The organism is Streptomyces sp. NPDC059788 (assembly GCF_042732265.1).
Taxonomy (GTDB): Bacteria; Actinomycetota; Actinomycetes; order Streptomycetales; family Streptomycetaceae; genus Streptomyces.
In genome coordinates, this window is sequence record NZ_JBHWHY010000020.1 from 128005 (window position 1) to 143604 (window position 15600).

Consider the following 15600-nt stretch of genomic DNA (forward strand, 5'->3'; position numbering starts at 1 on the left):
TGCCCGCCCGGTCCAGCCCGGTCCCGCACCGCCGCACTACGGAGCCCCCGCACCCCGCCCCTGCCGTCCGGCGCCCGGGGCGGGGTGCAACGATGAGCGGGTCATGATTGCGGGGCGTGTTCTCAGGGGCTTGCGGGCCGGGGTGTTCGCGGCAGTATGCGTACTGCTCGCCGCCCTCGGGCACGCCCTCATGTCCGACGCGCCGGTGCCCTGGTGGGTCGTGCTCGGCGCGGTCACGGCGACGGCCTGCGGGGCGTGGGGCCTCGCCGGCCGCGAGCGCGGGCCGCTGTTCGTGACCTCGCTGACCCTCGCGACACAGGCCGCACTGCACACCGCCTTCTCCTTCGGCCAGGCGGTGGCGGCCGGCCTGTCCGCCGCCGGGACCGGAGGCGGGCAGCTGTCCCTGGCCCAGCGGTGGGCGGCCTCGCTGGTGTGCGGCCGGATCGGGGGCCCGATCCCGCAGCGCGACGCCGAACGGATGCTGTACGAGGCGGGAATCGGGCGGCGGTACAGCGAGGCCGTGGCCGACATGCGGGGGATGCGAGGCGCGCCCGGGGCGCATGCAGCGCACGCGGCGTACGGGGCACACGCAGCGCATGGGGCGCACCAGATGCCCGGGACGCATGACATGCACACCACGCCCGCCATGCACGACATGGCGGGCATGGGCGGCAGCATGACCGGCATGCTCGCGGCGCACGTGCTGGTCGCGCTGCTGAGCGCGTGGTGGCTGTGCGGCGGCGAACGGGCGGCGTTCCGCGTCGTACGGACCGTATCCGTGCGGCTGTTCGTGCCGTCGGCGCTCGTACTGCGCGCGGTCCTGCCCGTGCCGCCCCGGCCTGCCCGCCCGGTACGCCGCGAACCACGGCAGCCGCTGCGACGGCTGGTCCTCGTCCACGTCATCTGGCTCCGCGGCCCGCCCCGGGAGACGGCTGTCCGCTGACAGCACGGTCACACCCAGGACTTCGTACCGCTCACCGCGTGCCGCGCACACCGCGCGCCTCGTGGTCCCGGCCCCGTCCTGGTCCCTGTAATCGTCGCCGGTCCCGAACGCCGTCCGTTGCGTACGCGGCGGGGCCGGTTCTCCCGAAGGACTTCTGATGACGACTCCTGTCCGGAAGGCGGCGCCGCCGGCCGTGGCGCCCGCCGTCCCCGAACCATCATGTGTGCGAGGCCGCTTCCGCCTCCGCTCAGGGCCGCTCGCCGTCGCCGTGTGCGGCGGACCGCCGCAGCCGGTCGAGCAGCCCGTCCAGCGCCGGCGCGTCCGGGGCGTCGGCCGCCTCCCGCACGGCCGACGAGGTGAGGTGCCGCAAACGGGCGGCCCGCTCCGACCAGAGGCGGCAGTCCGCACACCCCGCCAGGTGGGCGTCGAGGCGCCCGTCCGTGACGCCCGGCGGCAGCTGTTCGCCGTCCAGGCGGGCGGAGAGGGCGGTTCGTACGCGCGAGCACTGCATGCCCCCATCCTCCCCGAAGTCCGCGGTGACGCCTCCGCGGCCGCCCGGCGGGGAGGTGATGCGGCGTGCGCGACGACGCCGCGGTGACGGCCTGGGCCCTGGCGGCCCGTACCGGGGACGAGGCGGCCGTGGAGCGGTTCGTCCGGGCGACACAGCTGGACGTACGCCGCTACGTCACCCACCTCAGCGGGGACACGCAGGCCGCGGACGACCTGGTGCAGGACACGTACCTGCGCGCCCTGCGCAGCCTGCCCCGCTTCGAGGGGCGCTCGTCGGCCCGTACCTGGCTGCTGACCATCGCCCGCCGGACGGTCGCCGACCGGCTGCGGTCGCTGGCCAGCAGGCCCCGGCTGGCCGGGACGGACGACTGGCAGGCGGCGGTGGAGCAGGCCCAGCCGCGTGGCCTGCCCGGATTCGACGAAGGCATCGCCCTCGCCGAACTGCTGTCGGCGCTGCCCGCGCCCCGCCGGGAGGCGTTCGTACTGACCCAGATGCTGGGCCTGCCGTACGCGGAAGCGGCGGCGATCGCCGACTGTCCGGTGGGGACGGTGCGGTCCCGGGTGGCGAGGGCCCGCGAAACGCTGGTGGCGCTGCTGGCGGAGCAGGAAGCGGGGGAGGAGGGACAGGCGAGGCAGATGGGGCGGGCGGGCGCCGTGGGCACACTCGCACCGTCGCGCGCCCGTGTGCCGACGGGCTCCGCCGCATGACACGGACACGGCCGCCGCGATCGGCTGTCTGAACAGACCGGCGCCCCGGGTGTGCACCCGGGGCGCCGGTCTTCCGCCGATGACGTCCGGCCGCGTCAGGGCCGCAGCTGTCCCGGGCGTACGGCCACGGCCTCGGCCTTGACCGGCCCGCTGTCGCGGAAGTGCAGCGTGAAGGTGAGCCGGTCGCCCGGTGCGAGCCGGGGCGGCGGGCTGACCATGACGTCCAGGCCGGTCGGCGCCATACGCACCGCACCGCGCGCCGGAACGGCGACCGCGCCGGCCATCTCCATACGGTGCGCCCCCTCCGCGACCTCGACGTCACGCCCGACCATCGCCTGGTGCCCGGCGGGCCCGGTGACGCCCGTCAGTTCGTCGGCGGTGGTGCCGATGTTACTGATGGTGAAGAAGGCGGCGGTGGCTTCCGGGTTGGAGGCGGTGAGGATACGCCCGTCGGTCACGCGCAGCCTGGCCGGAGTGCCCGCGTTGCCGGTGACGGTCCAGGCGGTGAGGCAGCCGATCGTCAGCGCGCCCGCGAGGAGCGGGACGGCCGCGGCACGTACGGAGGATCGTACGGCGCCACGTACGGGGGGCCGTACGGAGGCACGTACGCCTAGGGCGGCACGTACAGCGGCATGTTCGGAGGTGCGGTTCATGGGGTGTCCCGGGAGGTCGCGGAGGGGCCGCGGGAGACGTCGGCCGTGGCGAGGGTGGTGGGGGTGATGGGCGTGGGGGTGGCGGGGACCGTGGGGGTACGGCGCCCCCGATTCCGGCCGTCCCGCCCGCGGCCGCCCGGCTGCCAGGCCCGTAGCCGCAGGCTGTTGCCGACCACCAGCAGCGAACTCGCGGACATCGCGGCAGCCGCGATCATCGGGTCCAGCCGCCCGGCGGCGGCGAGCGGCACGGTGACCAGGTTGTAGCCGAAGGCCCAGACGAGGTTCGCGCGGATGGTGCCCAGCGTGCGCCGGGCCAGCCGTACGGCGTCGGGGACGGCCTGGAGGTCCTCGCGCAGCACGGTGACATCGGCGGCGCCGATCGCCGCGTCCGTACCACTGCCCATGGCGATGCCTAGATCGGCGCGCGCCAGGGCGGCCGCGTCGTTGACGCCGTCCCCGAGCACCGCGACCCGGCCGCCGTGTTCCTTCAACGTGCTGACCAGCGCGGCCTTCTCCTCCGGCAGGGCCCCGGCGTGGATCTCCGTGATCCCGAGGTGCCCGGCGACGGCCCGCGCGGTGGCCGCCCGGTCCCCCGTGGCCAGCACCGGCCGCAGCCCCAGGCGGCGCAGGTGGTCGACGGTCCGGTAGCAGTCGGGCCGCAGGGTGTCGCCGACGGCGATGACGGCCTGCGGGGTGCCGTCGACCGTCACCAGTACGGCGGTGTGCCCGGCGGACTCGGCCGTACGGACGGCGTCCGCGAGTACGGCGGGCAGGTCCGCAGGCTCGCCGGGCCGCCCCACGGTCACCGTCCGCCCGTCCACCTCGCCGGTCACGCCGTATCCGGCGGTGGCGGCGAAGTGGCGTACCTCGGGCGGCGGCCGGCGGGCGGCGAGGGCCTTGCCGCGCATGTCGCCGTACGCGGTGACGGCGCGCGCCAAGGGGTGTTCGGAGCCGTACTCCACGGCGGCGGCCAGACGCACGATGTCGTCGGCGGTGAGGACGGGGGCGGGATCGGGGATGGCATGGGGGTCGGGGGCGTCCGTACGGGCCGTCACGGCGACCACGCTCATCCGCCCGGTGGTCAGCGTGCCGGTCTTGTCCAGCACCAGGGTGTCGATGCGCCGCAGCCGTTCCAGGGCGCGCGGCCCGCTGACCAGGATGCCCAGCTGCGCGCCCCGGCCGGTCGCGGCCAGCAGGGCGGTGGGCGTGGCCAGTCCGAGCGCGCAGGGGCAGGCGACGACCAGGACGGCCACCGCGGCGGTCACCGCCGCCTGGGGGTCGGCGCCCGCGCCCAGCCAGAAGCCGAGGACGGTGACGGACACCGCCAGCACGGCCGGTACGAAGACTCCCGCCACCGCGTCGGCCAGGCGCTGCACCTGGGTCTTGCCGGTCTGCGCCTCCTCCACGAGCCGGGTGATCCGGGCCAGCCGGGTGTCCGCGCCGACCGCGGCGGCCCGTACCTCCAGGAGCCCGCCCGCGTTCACCGCGCCGCCGACGACCGCCGAGCCCGGCCCGACCTCGACCGGGCCGCTCTCGCCGGTGACGAGGGAGAGGTCCAGGGCGGAACTGCCGTCCACCACCGTGCCGTCGGTGGCCACCCGCTCCCCGGGGCGGACGAGGAACCGGTCGCCTACCTGAAGCCGGGCGACGGGGATGCGGCGTTCCACGGTGGCGATACCGCTGTCGGAACTGCTGGGGGCGGGAGTGGGGGTGGGAGTGGGGGTGGTGTCGGTATGGCTGCTGCCGGTAGGCCGGCTTCCCGTATCCCCGGCCGGTACCCGTACGGACACGTCCTGGCCGACCAGTTCGGCCAGCGCCCGCAGCGCGGACCCCGTGCCGCGGCGCGCCCGTGCCTCCAGCCGCCGCCCTGCGAGGACGAACAGCGGTACGCCGACGGCCGCTTCGAGATAGATGTGCGCGGTGCCGCCGCTCAGGAAGAGCGCGTAGGAGGACCAGGCGAACGCGGCGGCGACGCCGAGGGAGACCAGGGTGTCCATGGTCGCGGCGCCGTGCCGCAGACCGCGCGCCGCGCGGCGGTGGAAGGGCAGCGCGCCCCACACGGCGACCGGCGCGGCCAGCGCGAAGCAGAGCCACTGCCAGTTGGGGAACTGCCAGGCGGGGACCATCGACAGGACGAGCACGGGGACGGACAGCAGCGCGGTGACGAGGAGACGATCGCGTTCGGTGCCCGGCGTCTCCCTTTCGGTGGAGGGAGTCTTGGTGGAGGAGGCCTTGGTGGAGAGGGCCTTGGTGGATGAGGTCTCGGTGGAGGGGGACTCGGTGGAGAGGGACGTGTCGGCGGGCTCCCGCACCGGCTCCGGACGTCCGTTTTCCGTCTCCGGGAGCGCTGCCGTGAACCCGGCGGCCTCCACGGTCGCCACGAGTTCGCTCACCGGCAGCACGTACGGGTGGTGGACGCGGGCCTTGCCCGTGGCGAGGTTCACCGTGGCGGTGACGCCGTCCAACCTGCCGAGCTTCTTCTCGACCCGGTTCACACACGCGGCGCAGGTCATGCCGCCCACCGTCAGCACGGTGACGCGCTCGTCCGGGGCGGTGACACCTTCGTCCGGGGCAGTGACACGCTCGCTCATCCCATGCCGCCCATCCCGCTCATGCCGCCCATCCCGCCGCCGTCGGACGGCTGTTGCGGTGCCCCCGGGGTCTGACCGCCCGGCCGGATGCCCGGCGCCACCGGTCCGGCGGCCGCCCCGGCCGCGTAGGCGCACACGAACAGGACGACGAGCAGCGCCACGAACCCGAACACCGGTTTCGCGGGCAGCACGGATGACAATCGCCGGACGACATACATGACCGCTCCGATACGCAGACGGGAGCCCGATACACAGACGGGAGAAGGGCGGGAACAGGAAGGGGGAGGCAGCGGAAGAACAGGGACACAGCGGCCGGCGGCGAGCGCAGCGCAAGGCGGCAGCGGCGCGAACGCGCTGCTCGGCACGGCCATCGTGGCACGGCGAACGGCCCCCGCCCCCGCCCGGACCGCCTCCCGTCGCACGTGAGGTTTGTCCTCCCCGCGCGCCGGAACCAGCCCGTCCGCCGCTCCGACTACCTGGTGATCCGCCGCGGTTCCCGGCGCCGCCGCACCGTACGCCGCGTCGCGGTGCCACACGCCCCGGCCCGCGATTCCCGTACCGCGGGCGGGAACTCGACGTCCGCTCCGCCCGACCTCTGAGTGAAGCGCGCGCACGCCCGGTTCCGGACGCGTACGCGCAGACCCACCGAGCGCAGAGGAGCACGGTCCATGTGCGGCATCACGGGCGGTATCCCGTACGGCGCGACCCCCGCGTCCAAACCTCCGTCATCGGGCGGACGACCACCGCGCCCGCCCGCCGCGGCCCCGCTCCACCGCCCCGGACCCGCCTTCTGAACAGCCCCGAGGAGCCCCGCCCGATGCGCCTTCCCGAACCGCTCCCCCATCACGGAGCGGACCACGAACGTGCCCCTTTCCCTCTCTACGGCGAGGACTACAAGCGCGACCCCTACCCCCTCTACGCCGAGCTGCGCGAACGCGGCCCCGTCCACCGGGTCCGGTTCCCCAGCGGCGTGTCGGCCTGGCTGATCACGGGGTACGAGGCCGCCCACCGGGCCCTGAACGACCCCCGGCTCGGCAAACACCACTCCCGCGGCAACGCCGCCTGGCGGGCCCGCGCCTCGGTCATGCCCGAGCCGCAGCACTCACAGCTTCAGGTGCACCTGCTGCACCAGGACCCGCCGCGGCACACCGCCATGCGCCGGCTGATCACCGACGCCTTCGCCCCCAGGCGCGTCACGGAACTCCGCCCGCGCTTCGTACGCCTGGCGGACGCGCTGCTGGACGAGCTGCCGCCGGCGAGCCCGGAGCGCGGCGGCACCGCCGACCTGGTCGCGTCGTTCGCCGCCCGCTTCCCCTTCCTCGTACTCGCCGAGGTCATCGGCCTGCCGGACGAGTTCACCGGGCGCTTCGACCGGGACTGGGGCAAGGTCGTCCAGCCCGTCGGTCCGGACGACCCGGGACGTCCGGCGTACGAGGCGCGGCTGCGCGGCCTCCAGGGCTATATCGCCGAACTGGTGCGCCACAAACGGCGGGAACGCGGCGGCGATCTGCTGTCCCGCCTGGTCACCGCCCGCGACGAAGGGGCCCTGGACGGCGCCGAACTGGACTCCATGATCTTCCAGCTCCTCGTCGCCGGACAGGAACCCGTGACCAACCAGATCACGACGGCCCTGACCGCCCTGTTCCGGCACCCCGCCCACCTCGCGACGCTCCGCGACGACCCCGCGCTGCTGCCGCGCGCGGTCGACGAACTGCTCCGCTACGACAGCGCCTTCGAGCTGACGACCTGGCGGTTCCTCGCGGCGGACGCGGAGGTGTCGGGGACGCGCATCCCGGCCGGTGACTCCGTGATCGTCTCGCTGTGCGCGGCCAACCGCGACCCGGCCCGCTTCCCCGCGCCCGACACCCTGGACCTCGGCCGCTCCCCCAACCCCCACCTCGCCTTCGGCCACGGCATCCACTTCTGCCCCGGCGCCACGCTGGCCCGTACCGAACTCCACATCGCCCTGGAGACACTGCTCCGCCGTCTGCCGGGGCTTCGCTTGGCCGTGCCGGAGGGCCGGTTGAGGTGGATTCCGGCGGTGCTGGCGCGCGGAGTCGACGAACTGCCCGTCGCCTACGATGCGGTCGGCGGGGGCGGCGAAGACGGCGGGCACGGAAAGCACAGCGGGAGCGGCAAGTACGGCAAGGAAGGCGAGCTGGAGGCGGGCCGGACCGGGGCTGCGTCCGGCTGCCCGTTCGGCGGCGCCGGAAAGGCCACCGCCCGATGAGACCCCCGACCGGCTCGGCGTTGGCGGTACCCACGAGCGGCACGGAGGCCGAAGCGACGACCGGCGTCGCCGACGACATCCTCGCCGTCCTCCTCCCCCACCGCCGCACCCTGGAGACAAGCCCGACCCCCGCGTCCACGCCAGCGGACTTCCCCCACCAGCTGCGGCAGTTGGAACGCCTCGTGGCCGCGCGCCGGCCGATCCGGCTGACTCTCCCCGGCTTCCCCTGCAAATCCCCCAACCCCGCCAAGGTCATCGGCCGCCTCCCCGACGAGGGCGAACGCCTCGCCCTGCGCTTCCTCGACGGCCTCTGCGCCCGGATCGCCGAGCGGTACGCGCCGGGAGCGCAGCTCGTCATCTGCTCCGACGGACACGTCTTCAGCGACCTGATCGGCGTTCCGGACCCGCACGTCGACGCGTACAACGACGCGCTGCGCGCCATGATCCGTACGGCCGCGCTGCCCCACCTCGGCACCTTCGACCTGCGGGACGTCTACGGGGAGCTGCCCTGCGACGCCAAACGCGAGCGGGTGATCCACCGGTACGCCCCGTCCCTGGACGCCCTGCGCGCCGAAACCCGGGACACCGCGGCCGGGGACGGCGAGGCGCTGCGCCTCTACCGCGGCATCACCCGTTTCCTGTTCGAGGACACCACCGGCTTCGACGGCACCCGCTCCGCCCTGCAACGCGTCTGCCGCGACCGCGCCTACGGAGTGATCCGGCGCAGCCGGGCCTGGGGCGCGCTGATCGCCGAGCACCATCCCGACGCCGTACGGCTGTCCATACACCCGCAGCCGCGCGGCGCGGCGAAGTTCGGCATCCGGCTGCTCGACGCGCCCGACGTGTGGATGACGCCGTGGCACGCGTGCGTCCTGCGGGAGGCGGACGGCCGCGTGCGGCTGATGCGCGCGGCGGACGCCGCGGAACGCGGGCGGCTCGTCCGGAGGGACGGCCGCCCCAGCCATTACGTGCGGAGGGATGGGGGGCGATAGCGGGGGCGGGTGGCGGGGCCGGTATGGCGTTGGGGACGGGTGGCGGGGCCGGTGCTGACGGCTCAGGCTCCGGATGCGGCGGTCCCGCGCTGATCCACGGCGATCAGCGGGTCCCCCGTCAGCGGGTGGTCGACCACCGCCGCCCGTACCCCGAACACCTCGGCCAGCAGTTCCGGCGTCAGCACGTCGCGCGGCGTGCCGGACGCCACCAGCGCCCCCTCGTGGAGCACGTGGAGGCGGTCGCAGACCGAGGCCGCCGCGTTCAGGTCGTGCAGCGAGACGAGCGTCGTGCAGGCGCGGCCGCGCAGCAGGGTCAGCAGCTCGACCTGGTGCCGTACGTCGAGGTGGTTCGTCGGCTCGTCCAGTACGAGGACGTCCGGGGCCTGGGCGAAGGCGCGGGCGAGCAGGGCCCGCTGCCGTTCCCCGCCGGAGAGCGCCGAGAACCGCCGCCCGCCGTACCCCGCCAGCCCCACGTCCGACAGGGCGCGGGCCACCGTCTCCCGGTCGCCGCGGTCGTCGCCCGCGAACGCGCGCTTGTACGGGGTGCGGCCCATCGCCACCACCTCGTGGACGGTGAGTTCGAAGTCGCCGCCGCGCTCCTGGGGCAGGGCGGCGACATGCCGCGCCGCGCGCGCGGGCGGCATCGCCCGGATGTCCTCCCCGGCCAGCAGCACGCGGCCCGCCTCGGGGCGCAGGTGCCGGTAGACCGTACGCAGCACCGTGGACTTGCCGCTGCCGTTCGGACCGACCACACCCGCGATCTCGCCCGGCGCGGCCATCAGCCGGACCCCGGCCACCACGCACCGGCCAGCGTAGGAGACCCGCAGGTCCTCGATGTCTATCCGTAGGCCGGAGTCTGCGGGGGCGGGGGCGGGGGCGGGGGCGTGGGCAGCGACATCGGTGCCGGAGCCGGGGCCGGATTCCGTACGTGCTCCCCATCGCGTCATCATGCTCATGTCCCCGCTCGTGTTCGTACTCCCTCTCATGCTCCCGCCCCCGCTCCCGTTCCCAACCGCCGGTCGAGCACGTACAGCAGCACCGGCGCACCGATCAGCGCCGTCACCACGCCCACCGGCAGCTCCTGGCCGTCCATGGCCGTACGGCACACCATGTCCACCACGACCAGCAGCAGCGCCCCGGTCAACGCGGCCAGCGGCAGCAGCCTGCGGTGGTCGCCGCCGACGATCAGGCGGCACAGGTGCGGCACCATCAGCCCCACAAAGGCGACCGCACCGGACACCGACACCAGCACGCCGGTGAGCAGGCTGGTCACCACGAACAGCAGCCGGCGCAGCCGGACGACGTCCACGCCCACGCTCGCCGCCGTCTCGTCCCCCATGGTCAGCGCGTTCAGCGCGCGGGCACGTGCCTGGAGGAACAACAGCCCGGCCGGTACGGCGAGGGCCGGCAGCACGAGCGTGCCCCAGGTGGCGCCGCCGAGGCTGCCCATCAGCCAGAACAGCACACCGCGCGTCTGCTGCTCGTCCCCGGCCTGCAGTACGAGATAGCTGGTGAACCCGGCCAGGAACTGACCGATGCCGACCCCGGCGAGCACCAGCCGCAGCGGCGCGAAGCCACCGCCCCTACGGGCCAGCGTCCACACCAGCGCGAACGAGGCGAACGCCCCGGCGAAGGCGGCCAGCGACAGCCCCAGGCCCCCGCCCAGGCCGAACGCGCCGTCCGGACCGAACACCCCGCCCGTCCCCGCCACGGCGCCCGCGCCCAGCACGATCGCGGCCACCGCGCCGAGCGACGCGCCGTTGGAGATGCCCAGCAGGTACGGGTCGGCCAGCGGATTGCGCACCAGGGCCTGAGTGGCCGTACCGACGAGCCCGAGGCCCGCGCCGACCAGCGCGGCGAGCAGGGCCCTGGGGACCCGTAGCTGCCAGATGATCAGGTCGTCCGTCCCCGGCCGGGGCGGCTGCCCGCCCAGCCTCCGGAACACCACGGACCACACCTCGGCCGGAGCGATGTCGGTGGCACCGAGCGCGACGGCCGCGGTCAGCGCGACGAGGAGCGCGAGCAGCAGCCCGAGTGCGAGCCAAGCGGTACGGGCCCGGCCCGGCTCTTCCCTCCCCCTGTCCCCGGCGACTTCGGCTCCTTCAGCCTGTCCGACGGCAGAGGGCGCCATCAACGACCCGCCCCGGCTCCGGTCCCGGCCCCATTTTCCGTCTTGGCTCCGGCCCCGGTTCCGGTTCCGGCCCCCGCCTTGGCCAGGCGGTCCGGGTACAGCGTCTCCGCGATCCGCCGCACCGTATCCGCGTTGCCCACCCCGGCGATGGTCGTCTGCTCCGAGCCGATCCGCAGGAATTTCCCTTCCTTCACCGCCCGCAGTCCAGCCGTACCCGGAAAACCTCGGAGAAACTTCTCGGCCGCGTCGAACGCCTTCTCGTTCGCCGCGGCACTTCCCCGGTTCCGTACGGCGAGCTGAATCCAGTCCGGGTCCTTGCCGACCACGTCCTCCCACGACACCCGCCGGAAATCACCGTCGCAGTCCGCGAAGACGTTCCGTGCGCCGGCCTCGGTCAGTACCGCGTTCGCCACCTGCCGGTTGCAGACGGCGACGGGCTGTTTCGTCCCCGCGTCGAAATCGAAGAGGAAATACGTCGGCCGCTTCTCCGCGGGCACGTCCGCGACGGCCTTGCGCACCGCGGAAACCTTCTTCTCCATCTCCGCCACCAGCTGCAACGCACGCTGTGAGGTGCCCGTGACCTGCCCGAGCCGCCGGATGTCGCCCTCCACCGCGGACAGGTCCCGCTGCGGGACCTTCTTCCGCGGCGCGCACGCCGTCGACGCCAGGAACACGTGCTTGATGCCCGCAGCCGCGAATTCCGACTCGGTCGGTCCGGTCGCGGCCCCGCCCATGTTGCCCATGGAAGCGAACGTGTCGATATAGAGATCGGCGCCGGAGCCGAGCAGCTTCTCCTTCGGAATCACCGTCTTCCCCAGCACCGGAACGCGCTGTGCCCCGGCGTCCAGCGCGGACGGCAACGTGCCCTTCCCCGGCGGAAATCCGGTGCCGACGACCCGGTCGCCCGCTCCCAGCCGGAGCAGCATTTCCAGGCTCGACGCGTTGCTCGTGACGATTTTCCGCGGTGCCTCGGAGAACGTCGTCCGCCGCCCGTCACAATCGGTGACCGTGACGGGAAATCCGCCGGCCGCACCACCCTGCCCGTCCGCGCCACCCTGTCCCGCCGCTGCGCCCGCACCCGTACGCCCGTCGGCGCTGCCACATCCTGCGACCAGCGCGGCCACCACCAGCACAGCCACCGCCCCCGGCACCGACCGGCCGCGCGACACCGGCTGATTCCCGGCAATCGCCCGGCTCCCCGGCACCGATCGTTTCTTTGATACCGGCCGTTTCCTCGGTACCGACTGTCTCCTCGGTACCGACCGGTTCTCGTTCCCCGTCTGCACCAACTCCCCGCGAGGACGCATACGTCCGCTCTCCTGCCTCTCGACTGCCCGGCGGCCCGCCCGTGCGGGCCCGGGACCAGGTAGTCGAGCGGACAGCGCCCCGGGTTCCCGCCGCATTGATCCGATGACCATGCCGCTACCGGGCGTTAGAGTGTCCGGGCCGTGGTGTACGGGAAGACCGGTGACGACCTTCGGGTCCAGGCCGGAGCGGCCCTCGCCACTGTGATCGGGAAGTTCCCCCCTTTCCGTACCCGCCCGGCGGCCGTACGGAGCCACTGGCCGCACCCGCGGCCGGGAAGGCCGGGGCGGGCGCGTACACCCGTCAGCCAGGAGACCGGCCACGGCATCTCACGAACTGATCCACGAGGTGCTGGAGCGTGACCACCGGATGCCCCTGTCCGCCGATTCCCCTTCGCCGTCCCCGTCCCCTTCACCGTCCCCTGCCTCCCCCACGGTCTCTTCCCCTTCCGCCGCCCCTCCCCCTCCGTCCGGGTTCCGCTGGCGGCGCCAGGACACCGTGCGGACCGCGGGGCTGATGGCGGTCATAGCCGCCCTGCACGTCGTCGCCTTCGGCGTGCTCTTCCTCCTGGTGGTGCCGCGGCACTACACGGTGGGCTCACAGGTCTTCGGCGTCGGCCTCGGCATCACCGCGTACACCCTCGGCATGCGGCACGCCTTCGACGCCGACCACATCGCCGCCATCGACAACACCACCCGCAAACTGATGGCCGACGGCAAACGCCCGGTCTCGGTGGGCTTCTGGTTCGCGCTCGGCCACTCCAGCGTGGTCGTCGCCATGGCGGCGCTGGTCGCCGGCGGCGCGCAGCTGGCGGGCACCCTGCTCGACGACGGTTCGAGCACCCACCAGGTGCTCGGCACCGTGGGCACCACGGTCTCCGGCACCTTCCTCTACCTCATCGCCGCGCTCAACCTCGTCGCGCTGGCGGGCATCTGGCGGGTGTTCCGCGCGATGCGGCAGGGGCGGTACGACGAGACGGAGCTGGAACAGCACCTCGACTCCCGCGGCTTCATGAACCGCGTCCTGGGCCGCTTCACCCGCTCCATCACCCGGCCCGGCCAGATGTACCCGCTCGGCCTGCTCTTCGGCCTCGGCTTCGACACCGCGACCGAGGTGACGCTGATGGTGATGGCGGGCAGCGGCGCGGCGGCCGGTCTGCCCTGGTACGCGATCCTGGTCCTGCCGCTGCTGTTCGCGGCGGGGATGAGCCTGTTCGACACGCTGGACGGTACGTTCATGAACTTCGCGTACCAGTGGGCGTTCTCGAACCCGGTCCGCAAGGTCTACTACAACCTCACGATCACCGGTCTGTCGATCGCCGTCGCCTTCTTCATCGGGACCATCGAACTGGTCACCGTCCTGCACGAGAAGCTGGGCCTGGAGGACGGCCTCACGGGCTGGATCTCGTCGATCGACCTGGACAACGTGGGGTTCATCATCGTCGGCCTGTTCGTGGTGGTGTGGGCGGCGGCCCTGGCGTACTGGCGGCTGGCCGGGGTGGAGAAGCGCTGGTCGGCGCGGACGGGGGAGGCCGGGAGCGCTGCCCAGGCGGCGCGGGAGGGGGCCCGGAAGGGCGCCTGACCGGCGTACGGCCGGTCGATGGTCTGGGCGGATCGGTCGGCCGGCCGTTTCGTACGGCCGGCCGTTCGGCCGCCCCCACCCGGACCTTCGCCCTCCTCTGCCCCCTCCGCCCCTCAGGTCGACGAGCCGGCCGCCGCGCCCGTCTTCAGGTCCCGGCCCCACCGCGCCAGCTCGGCTTCGAGGTCGAGCGGGCGCAGCCGGTCCGGTTCGTCCGCGCCCGGCCAGTCCGCTCGCGGTACGCGCCACATGACCTCGAACTCGTTGCCGTCCGGGTCCTTGGCGTACAGCGACTTGGACACCAGGTGGTCCGTGGCGCCGACCAGCGCGCCCCGGCCCGCCAGCTCCGCCGCCATGTCCGCCAGTTCCCCGAGGGTGCCGACCTCCCAGGCCAGGTGGTAGAGGCCCACCCGGCCGTGCTCGGGGCCGGGCGCCGCCGCGCCGACCGCGAACAGCCCGAGGTCGTGGTCGTTGTCCGTCCCCTCGGCCCTGAGGAACGCGGCCCGCCCCGGCACTTCGGTTTCCACCCGGAATCCCAGCGCCTCGGTGTAGAAGGACACGGCACGCGCCACGTCCCGTACGTAAAGCACCGCGTGATTCAGCCGCCGTACGGCCACGTCAATCCCTCACCTTTCCGCGACCCACTCGCATCTCGACCACTTCTCACCCTTCCACTCCCCCATTCCGATTCCCCCGTCGCGCCCGACTCGCGTTCCGCTCGGCCAACGGCCATATCCCGCCCAACCGGCGTTCCGCTTGACTCGCCTTACCTGCCCTTCCCGCTCCGCCTCACTTGCGCAGCAGCAGGATCACGAACGCCACGACCACGCCGAGCACCAGTGCCGCCGCCCCGTACGCGAGCCGGTGCCCGCGCAGGACCGGGAGCATCCGGTCGACCGCGTACCGGCCGGGGCCGGTCAGCGCGAGGGCCGCCGCGCCCGCCGTGAGCAGCAGCTCGTACTCCACGCCCTCGGGCGCGAAGAATCCGCCGCCCCACTTCACCGCCAGCGCGTTGACCATCGTCCCGACGACCGCCGCGCCCGCCAGGGGCGTCAGCAGGCCGAGCACCAGTCCGAGGCCGCCCAGCGTCTCGCTGAGGCCGGCCACCACGGCCATGGCCTTGCCGGACGGATAGCCGCTGGCGGTGAAGAACTGTCCGGTCCCGTCCAGCCCGGGCCCGCTGAACCAGCCGAACAGCTTCTGCGTGCCATGTGCGGCCATGATCAACCCGACCGCGAGGCGCAACAGCAGCAGACCGATGTCGTACGCGTGCGGACTCGCGGCATGGCGGTTGTCGGCGCCGCTGCCGTAGTCACGGAGGGGGCTGAGGGGGGAGGACATACGCACTCATTTCTGTCTGGGCCGGCGGGCCCTGCTGGAGGGCCGGACCGCCGCTACGGAAAGTACTTGAAACTTCAAGTCACACTCCGACGATACACATCACTTGAAAGTCGAACAACAGCACCACGCCTCAACCATCACTCTTCGGACACCCACACACACGACGCGTAACGCAACCACCCGCGCTCGCACCTGTCCTTCCCCCACCCACCGCCCCACAGCCGCACGGGAGCGCACCCCTCACCCCAAACCCTGCCCTTGCCCCTCCGGCCCCCTCCACGTCTCCTTGTCCCCACCGCGCCACTCCACGAGCCCCGGAGCATCGAGATCGATGTCCTCGGCGTCCGGCGCCAGCCCCGCGTGCCGCAGGAACTCGGCGACGTCACCGCGCCCGTGCGCCAGCCCGACGATCTGCCCGTGGACGGTGACCCGGCGCCCACCGGCCGGCGAGGGCGGGTGGACGATCACCGGCGGATGCTCAGCCATGCCTTCAGCGTGCACCGGGACCGACCACCACGCACGTCGGCCACCACGACCGGAAAAACGGACGAGGCACAAGCCGCCGTACGACAGCAAGCGCAGGTCACACCCCCAAGCAGCCGGCAACACCGACACAAC

Annotated in this window: 15 protein-coding genes and 1 riboswitch; of the genes, 5 read left to right on the plus strand and 10 right to left on the minus strand. The window is 73.5% G+C overall.

Annotated features, from left to right (window positions below):
* Positions 1-142 precede the first annotated feature (142 nt).
* On the plus strand, positions 143-943 hold the full coding sequence (locus tag ACFV57_RS19435; RefSeq protein WP_385233340.1) for a PE-PGRS family protein: 801 nt from the start codon (positions 143-145) through the stop codon (positions 941-943).
* A gap of 247 nt (positions 944-1190) precedes the next feature.
* Here ACFV57_RS19435 and ACFV57_RS19440 read toward each other — a convergent pair whose 3' ends face one another.
* Positions 1191-1454: a zf-HC2 domain-containing protein gene (locus ACFV57_RS19440; protein ID WP_385233343.1), complete on the minus strand. Its 264-nt coding sequence runs from the start codon at positions 1452-1454 to the stop codon at positions 1191-1193.
* Between the two features lie 65 nt (positions 1455-1519).
* On the opposite strand from ACFV57_RS19440, the gene ACFV57_RS19445 reads away from it, so the two are divergent.
* Entirely contained in the window at positions 1520-2161 is a 642-nt protein-coding gene (locus ACFV57_RS19445) for a sigma-70 family RNA polymerase sigma factor (RefSeq protein WP_385233346.1), read from the plus strand.
* 95 nt (positions 2162-2256) lie between these two features.
* Here ACFV57_RS19445 and ACFV57_RS19450 read toward each other — a convergent pair whose 3' ends face one another.
* From ACFV57_RS19450 to ACFV57_RS19460, 3 genes are read right to left on the minus strand one after another with little or no spacing between them, the layout of a single operon-like run.
* The gene (locus ACFV57_RS19450; RefSeq protein WP_385233349.1) at positions 2257-2814 is read right to left on the minus strand and encodes a copper chaperone PCu(A)C; all 558 of its coding nucleotides are present in this window, start codon (positions 2812-2814) and stop codon (positions 2257-2259) included.
* Positions 2811-5405, minus strand: a complete 2595-nt coding sequence (locus ACFV57_RS19455) for a heavy metal translocating P-type ATPase (protein WP_385233352.1) — start codon at positions 5403-5405, stop codon at positions 2811-2813. The genes ACFV57_RS19450 and ACFV57_RS19455 overlap by 4 nt, the downstream gene beginning before the upstream one ends.
* Entirely contained in the window at positions 5402-5623 is a 222-nt protein-coding gene (locus ACFV57_RS19460) for a hypothetical protein (protein WP_385233355.1), read from the minus strand. The genes ACFV57_RS19455 and ACFV57_RS19460 overlap by 4 nt, the downstream gene beginning before the upstream one ends.
* Positions 5624-6222: 599 nt before the next feature.
* On the opposite strand from ACFV57_RS19460, the gene ACFV57_RS19465 reads away from it, so the two are divergent.
* Entirely contained in the window at positions 6223-7635 is a 1413-nt protein-coding gene (locus ACFV57_RS19465) for a cytochrome P450 (protein ID WP_385233358.1), read from the plus strand.
* The gene (locus tag ACFV57_RS19470; RefSeq protein ID WP_385233361.1) at positions 7632-8627 is read left to right on the plus strand and encodes an L-tyrosine/L-tryptophan isonitrile synthase family protein; all 996 of its coding nucleotides are present in this window, start codon (positions 7632-7634) and stop codon (positions 8625-8627) included. Before ACFV57_RS19465 ends, ACFV57_RS19470 begins: the two co-directional genes overlap by 4 nt.
* 62 nt (positions 8628-8689) lie before the next feature.
* On the opposite strand, the gene ACFV57_RS19475 is transcribed toward ACFV57_RS19470, so the two are convergent.
* Genes ACFV57_RS19475 through ACFV57_RS19485 form a run of 3 tightly spaced genes read right to left on the minus strand, consistent with a single transcriptional unit; the run spans position 8690 to position 11888 of the window.
* Entirely contained in the window at positions 8690-9574 is an 885-nt protein-coding gene (locus ACFV57_RS19475; protein WP_385233435.1) for an ABC transporter ATP-binding protein, read from the minus strand.
* 35 nt (positions 9575-9609) lie between these two features.
* The gene (locus ACFV57_RS19480; RefSeq protein WP_385233364.1) at positions 9610-10758 is read right to left on the minus strand and encodes a FecCD family ABC transporter permease; all 1149 of its coding nucleotides are present in this window, start codon (positions 10756-10758) and stop codon (positions 9610-9612) included.
* Positions 10758-11888, minus strand: coding sequence for an ABC transporter substrate-binding protein (locus ACFV57_RS19485; protein WP_385233438.1), 1131 nt, complete (start codon positions 11886-11888; stop codon positions 10758-10760). The genes ACFV57_RS19480 and ACFV57_RS19485 overlap by 1 nt, the downstream gene beginning before the upstream one ends.
* A 302-nt stretch (positions 11889-12190) precedes the next feature.
* Positions 12191-12402, plus strand: a riboswitch (cobalamin riboswitch).
* Between ACFV57_RS19485 and ACFV57_RS19490 the strand changes: the two genes are divergently transcribed.
* Complete coding sequence (locus tag ACFV57_RS19490) at positions 12400-13644, plus strand: HoxN/HupN/NixA family nickel/cobalt transporter (RefSeq protein ID WP_385233441.1); 1245 nt, start codon at positions 12400-12402, stop codon at positions 13642-13644. It overlaps the preceding riboswitch by 3 nt.
* A gap of 113 nt (positions 13645-13757) precedes the next feature.
* Here ACFV57_RS19490 and ACFV57_RS19495 read toward each other — a convergent pair whose 3' ends face one another.
* From ACFV57_RS19495 to ACFV57_RS19505, 3 genes are all read right to left on the minus strand, one after another.
* Positions 13758-14258 carry a VOC family protein gene (locus ACFV57_RS19495; protein ID WP_385233367.1) on the minus strand — a complete coding sequence of 167 codons (501 nt, stop codon included), beginning with the start codon at positions 14256-14258 and terminating at the stop codon, positions 13758-13760.
* A gap of 172 nt (positions 14259-14430) precedes the next feature.
* Positions 14431-14982 carry a DoxX family protein gene (locus tag ACFV57_RS19500; RefSeq protein WP_385233370.1) on the minus strand — a complete coding sequence of 184 codons (552 nt, stop codon included), beginning with the start codon at positions 14980-14982 and terminating at the stop codon, positions 14431-14433.
* A gap of 240 nt (positions 14983-15222) precedes the next feature.
* Positions 15223-15468, minus strand: a complete 246-nt coding sequence (locus ACFV57_RS19505; RefSeq protein WP_385233373.1) for a hypothetical protein — start codon at positions 15466-15468, stop codon at positions 15223-15225.
* Positions 15469-15600 lie beyond the last annotated feature (132 nt).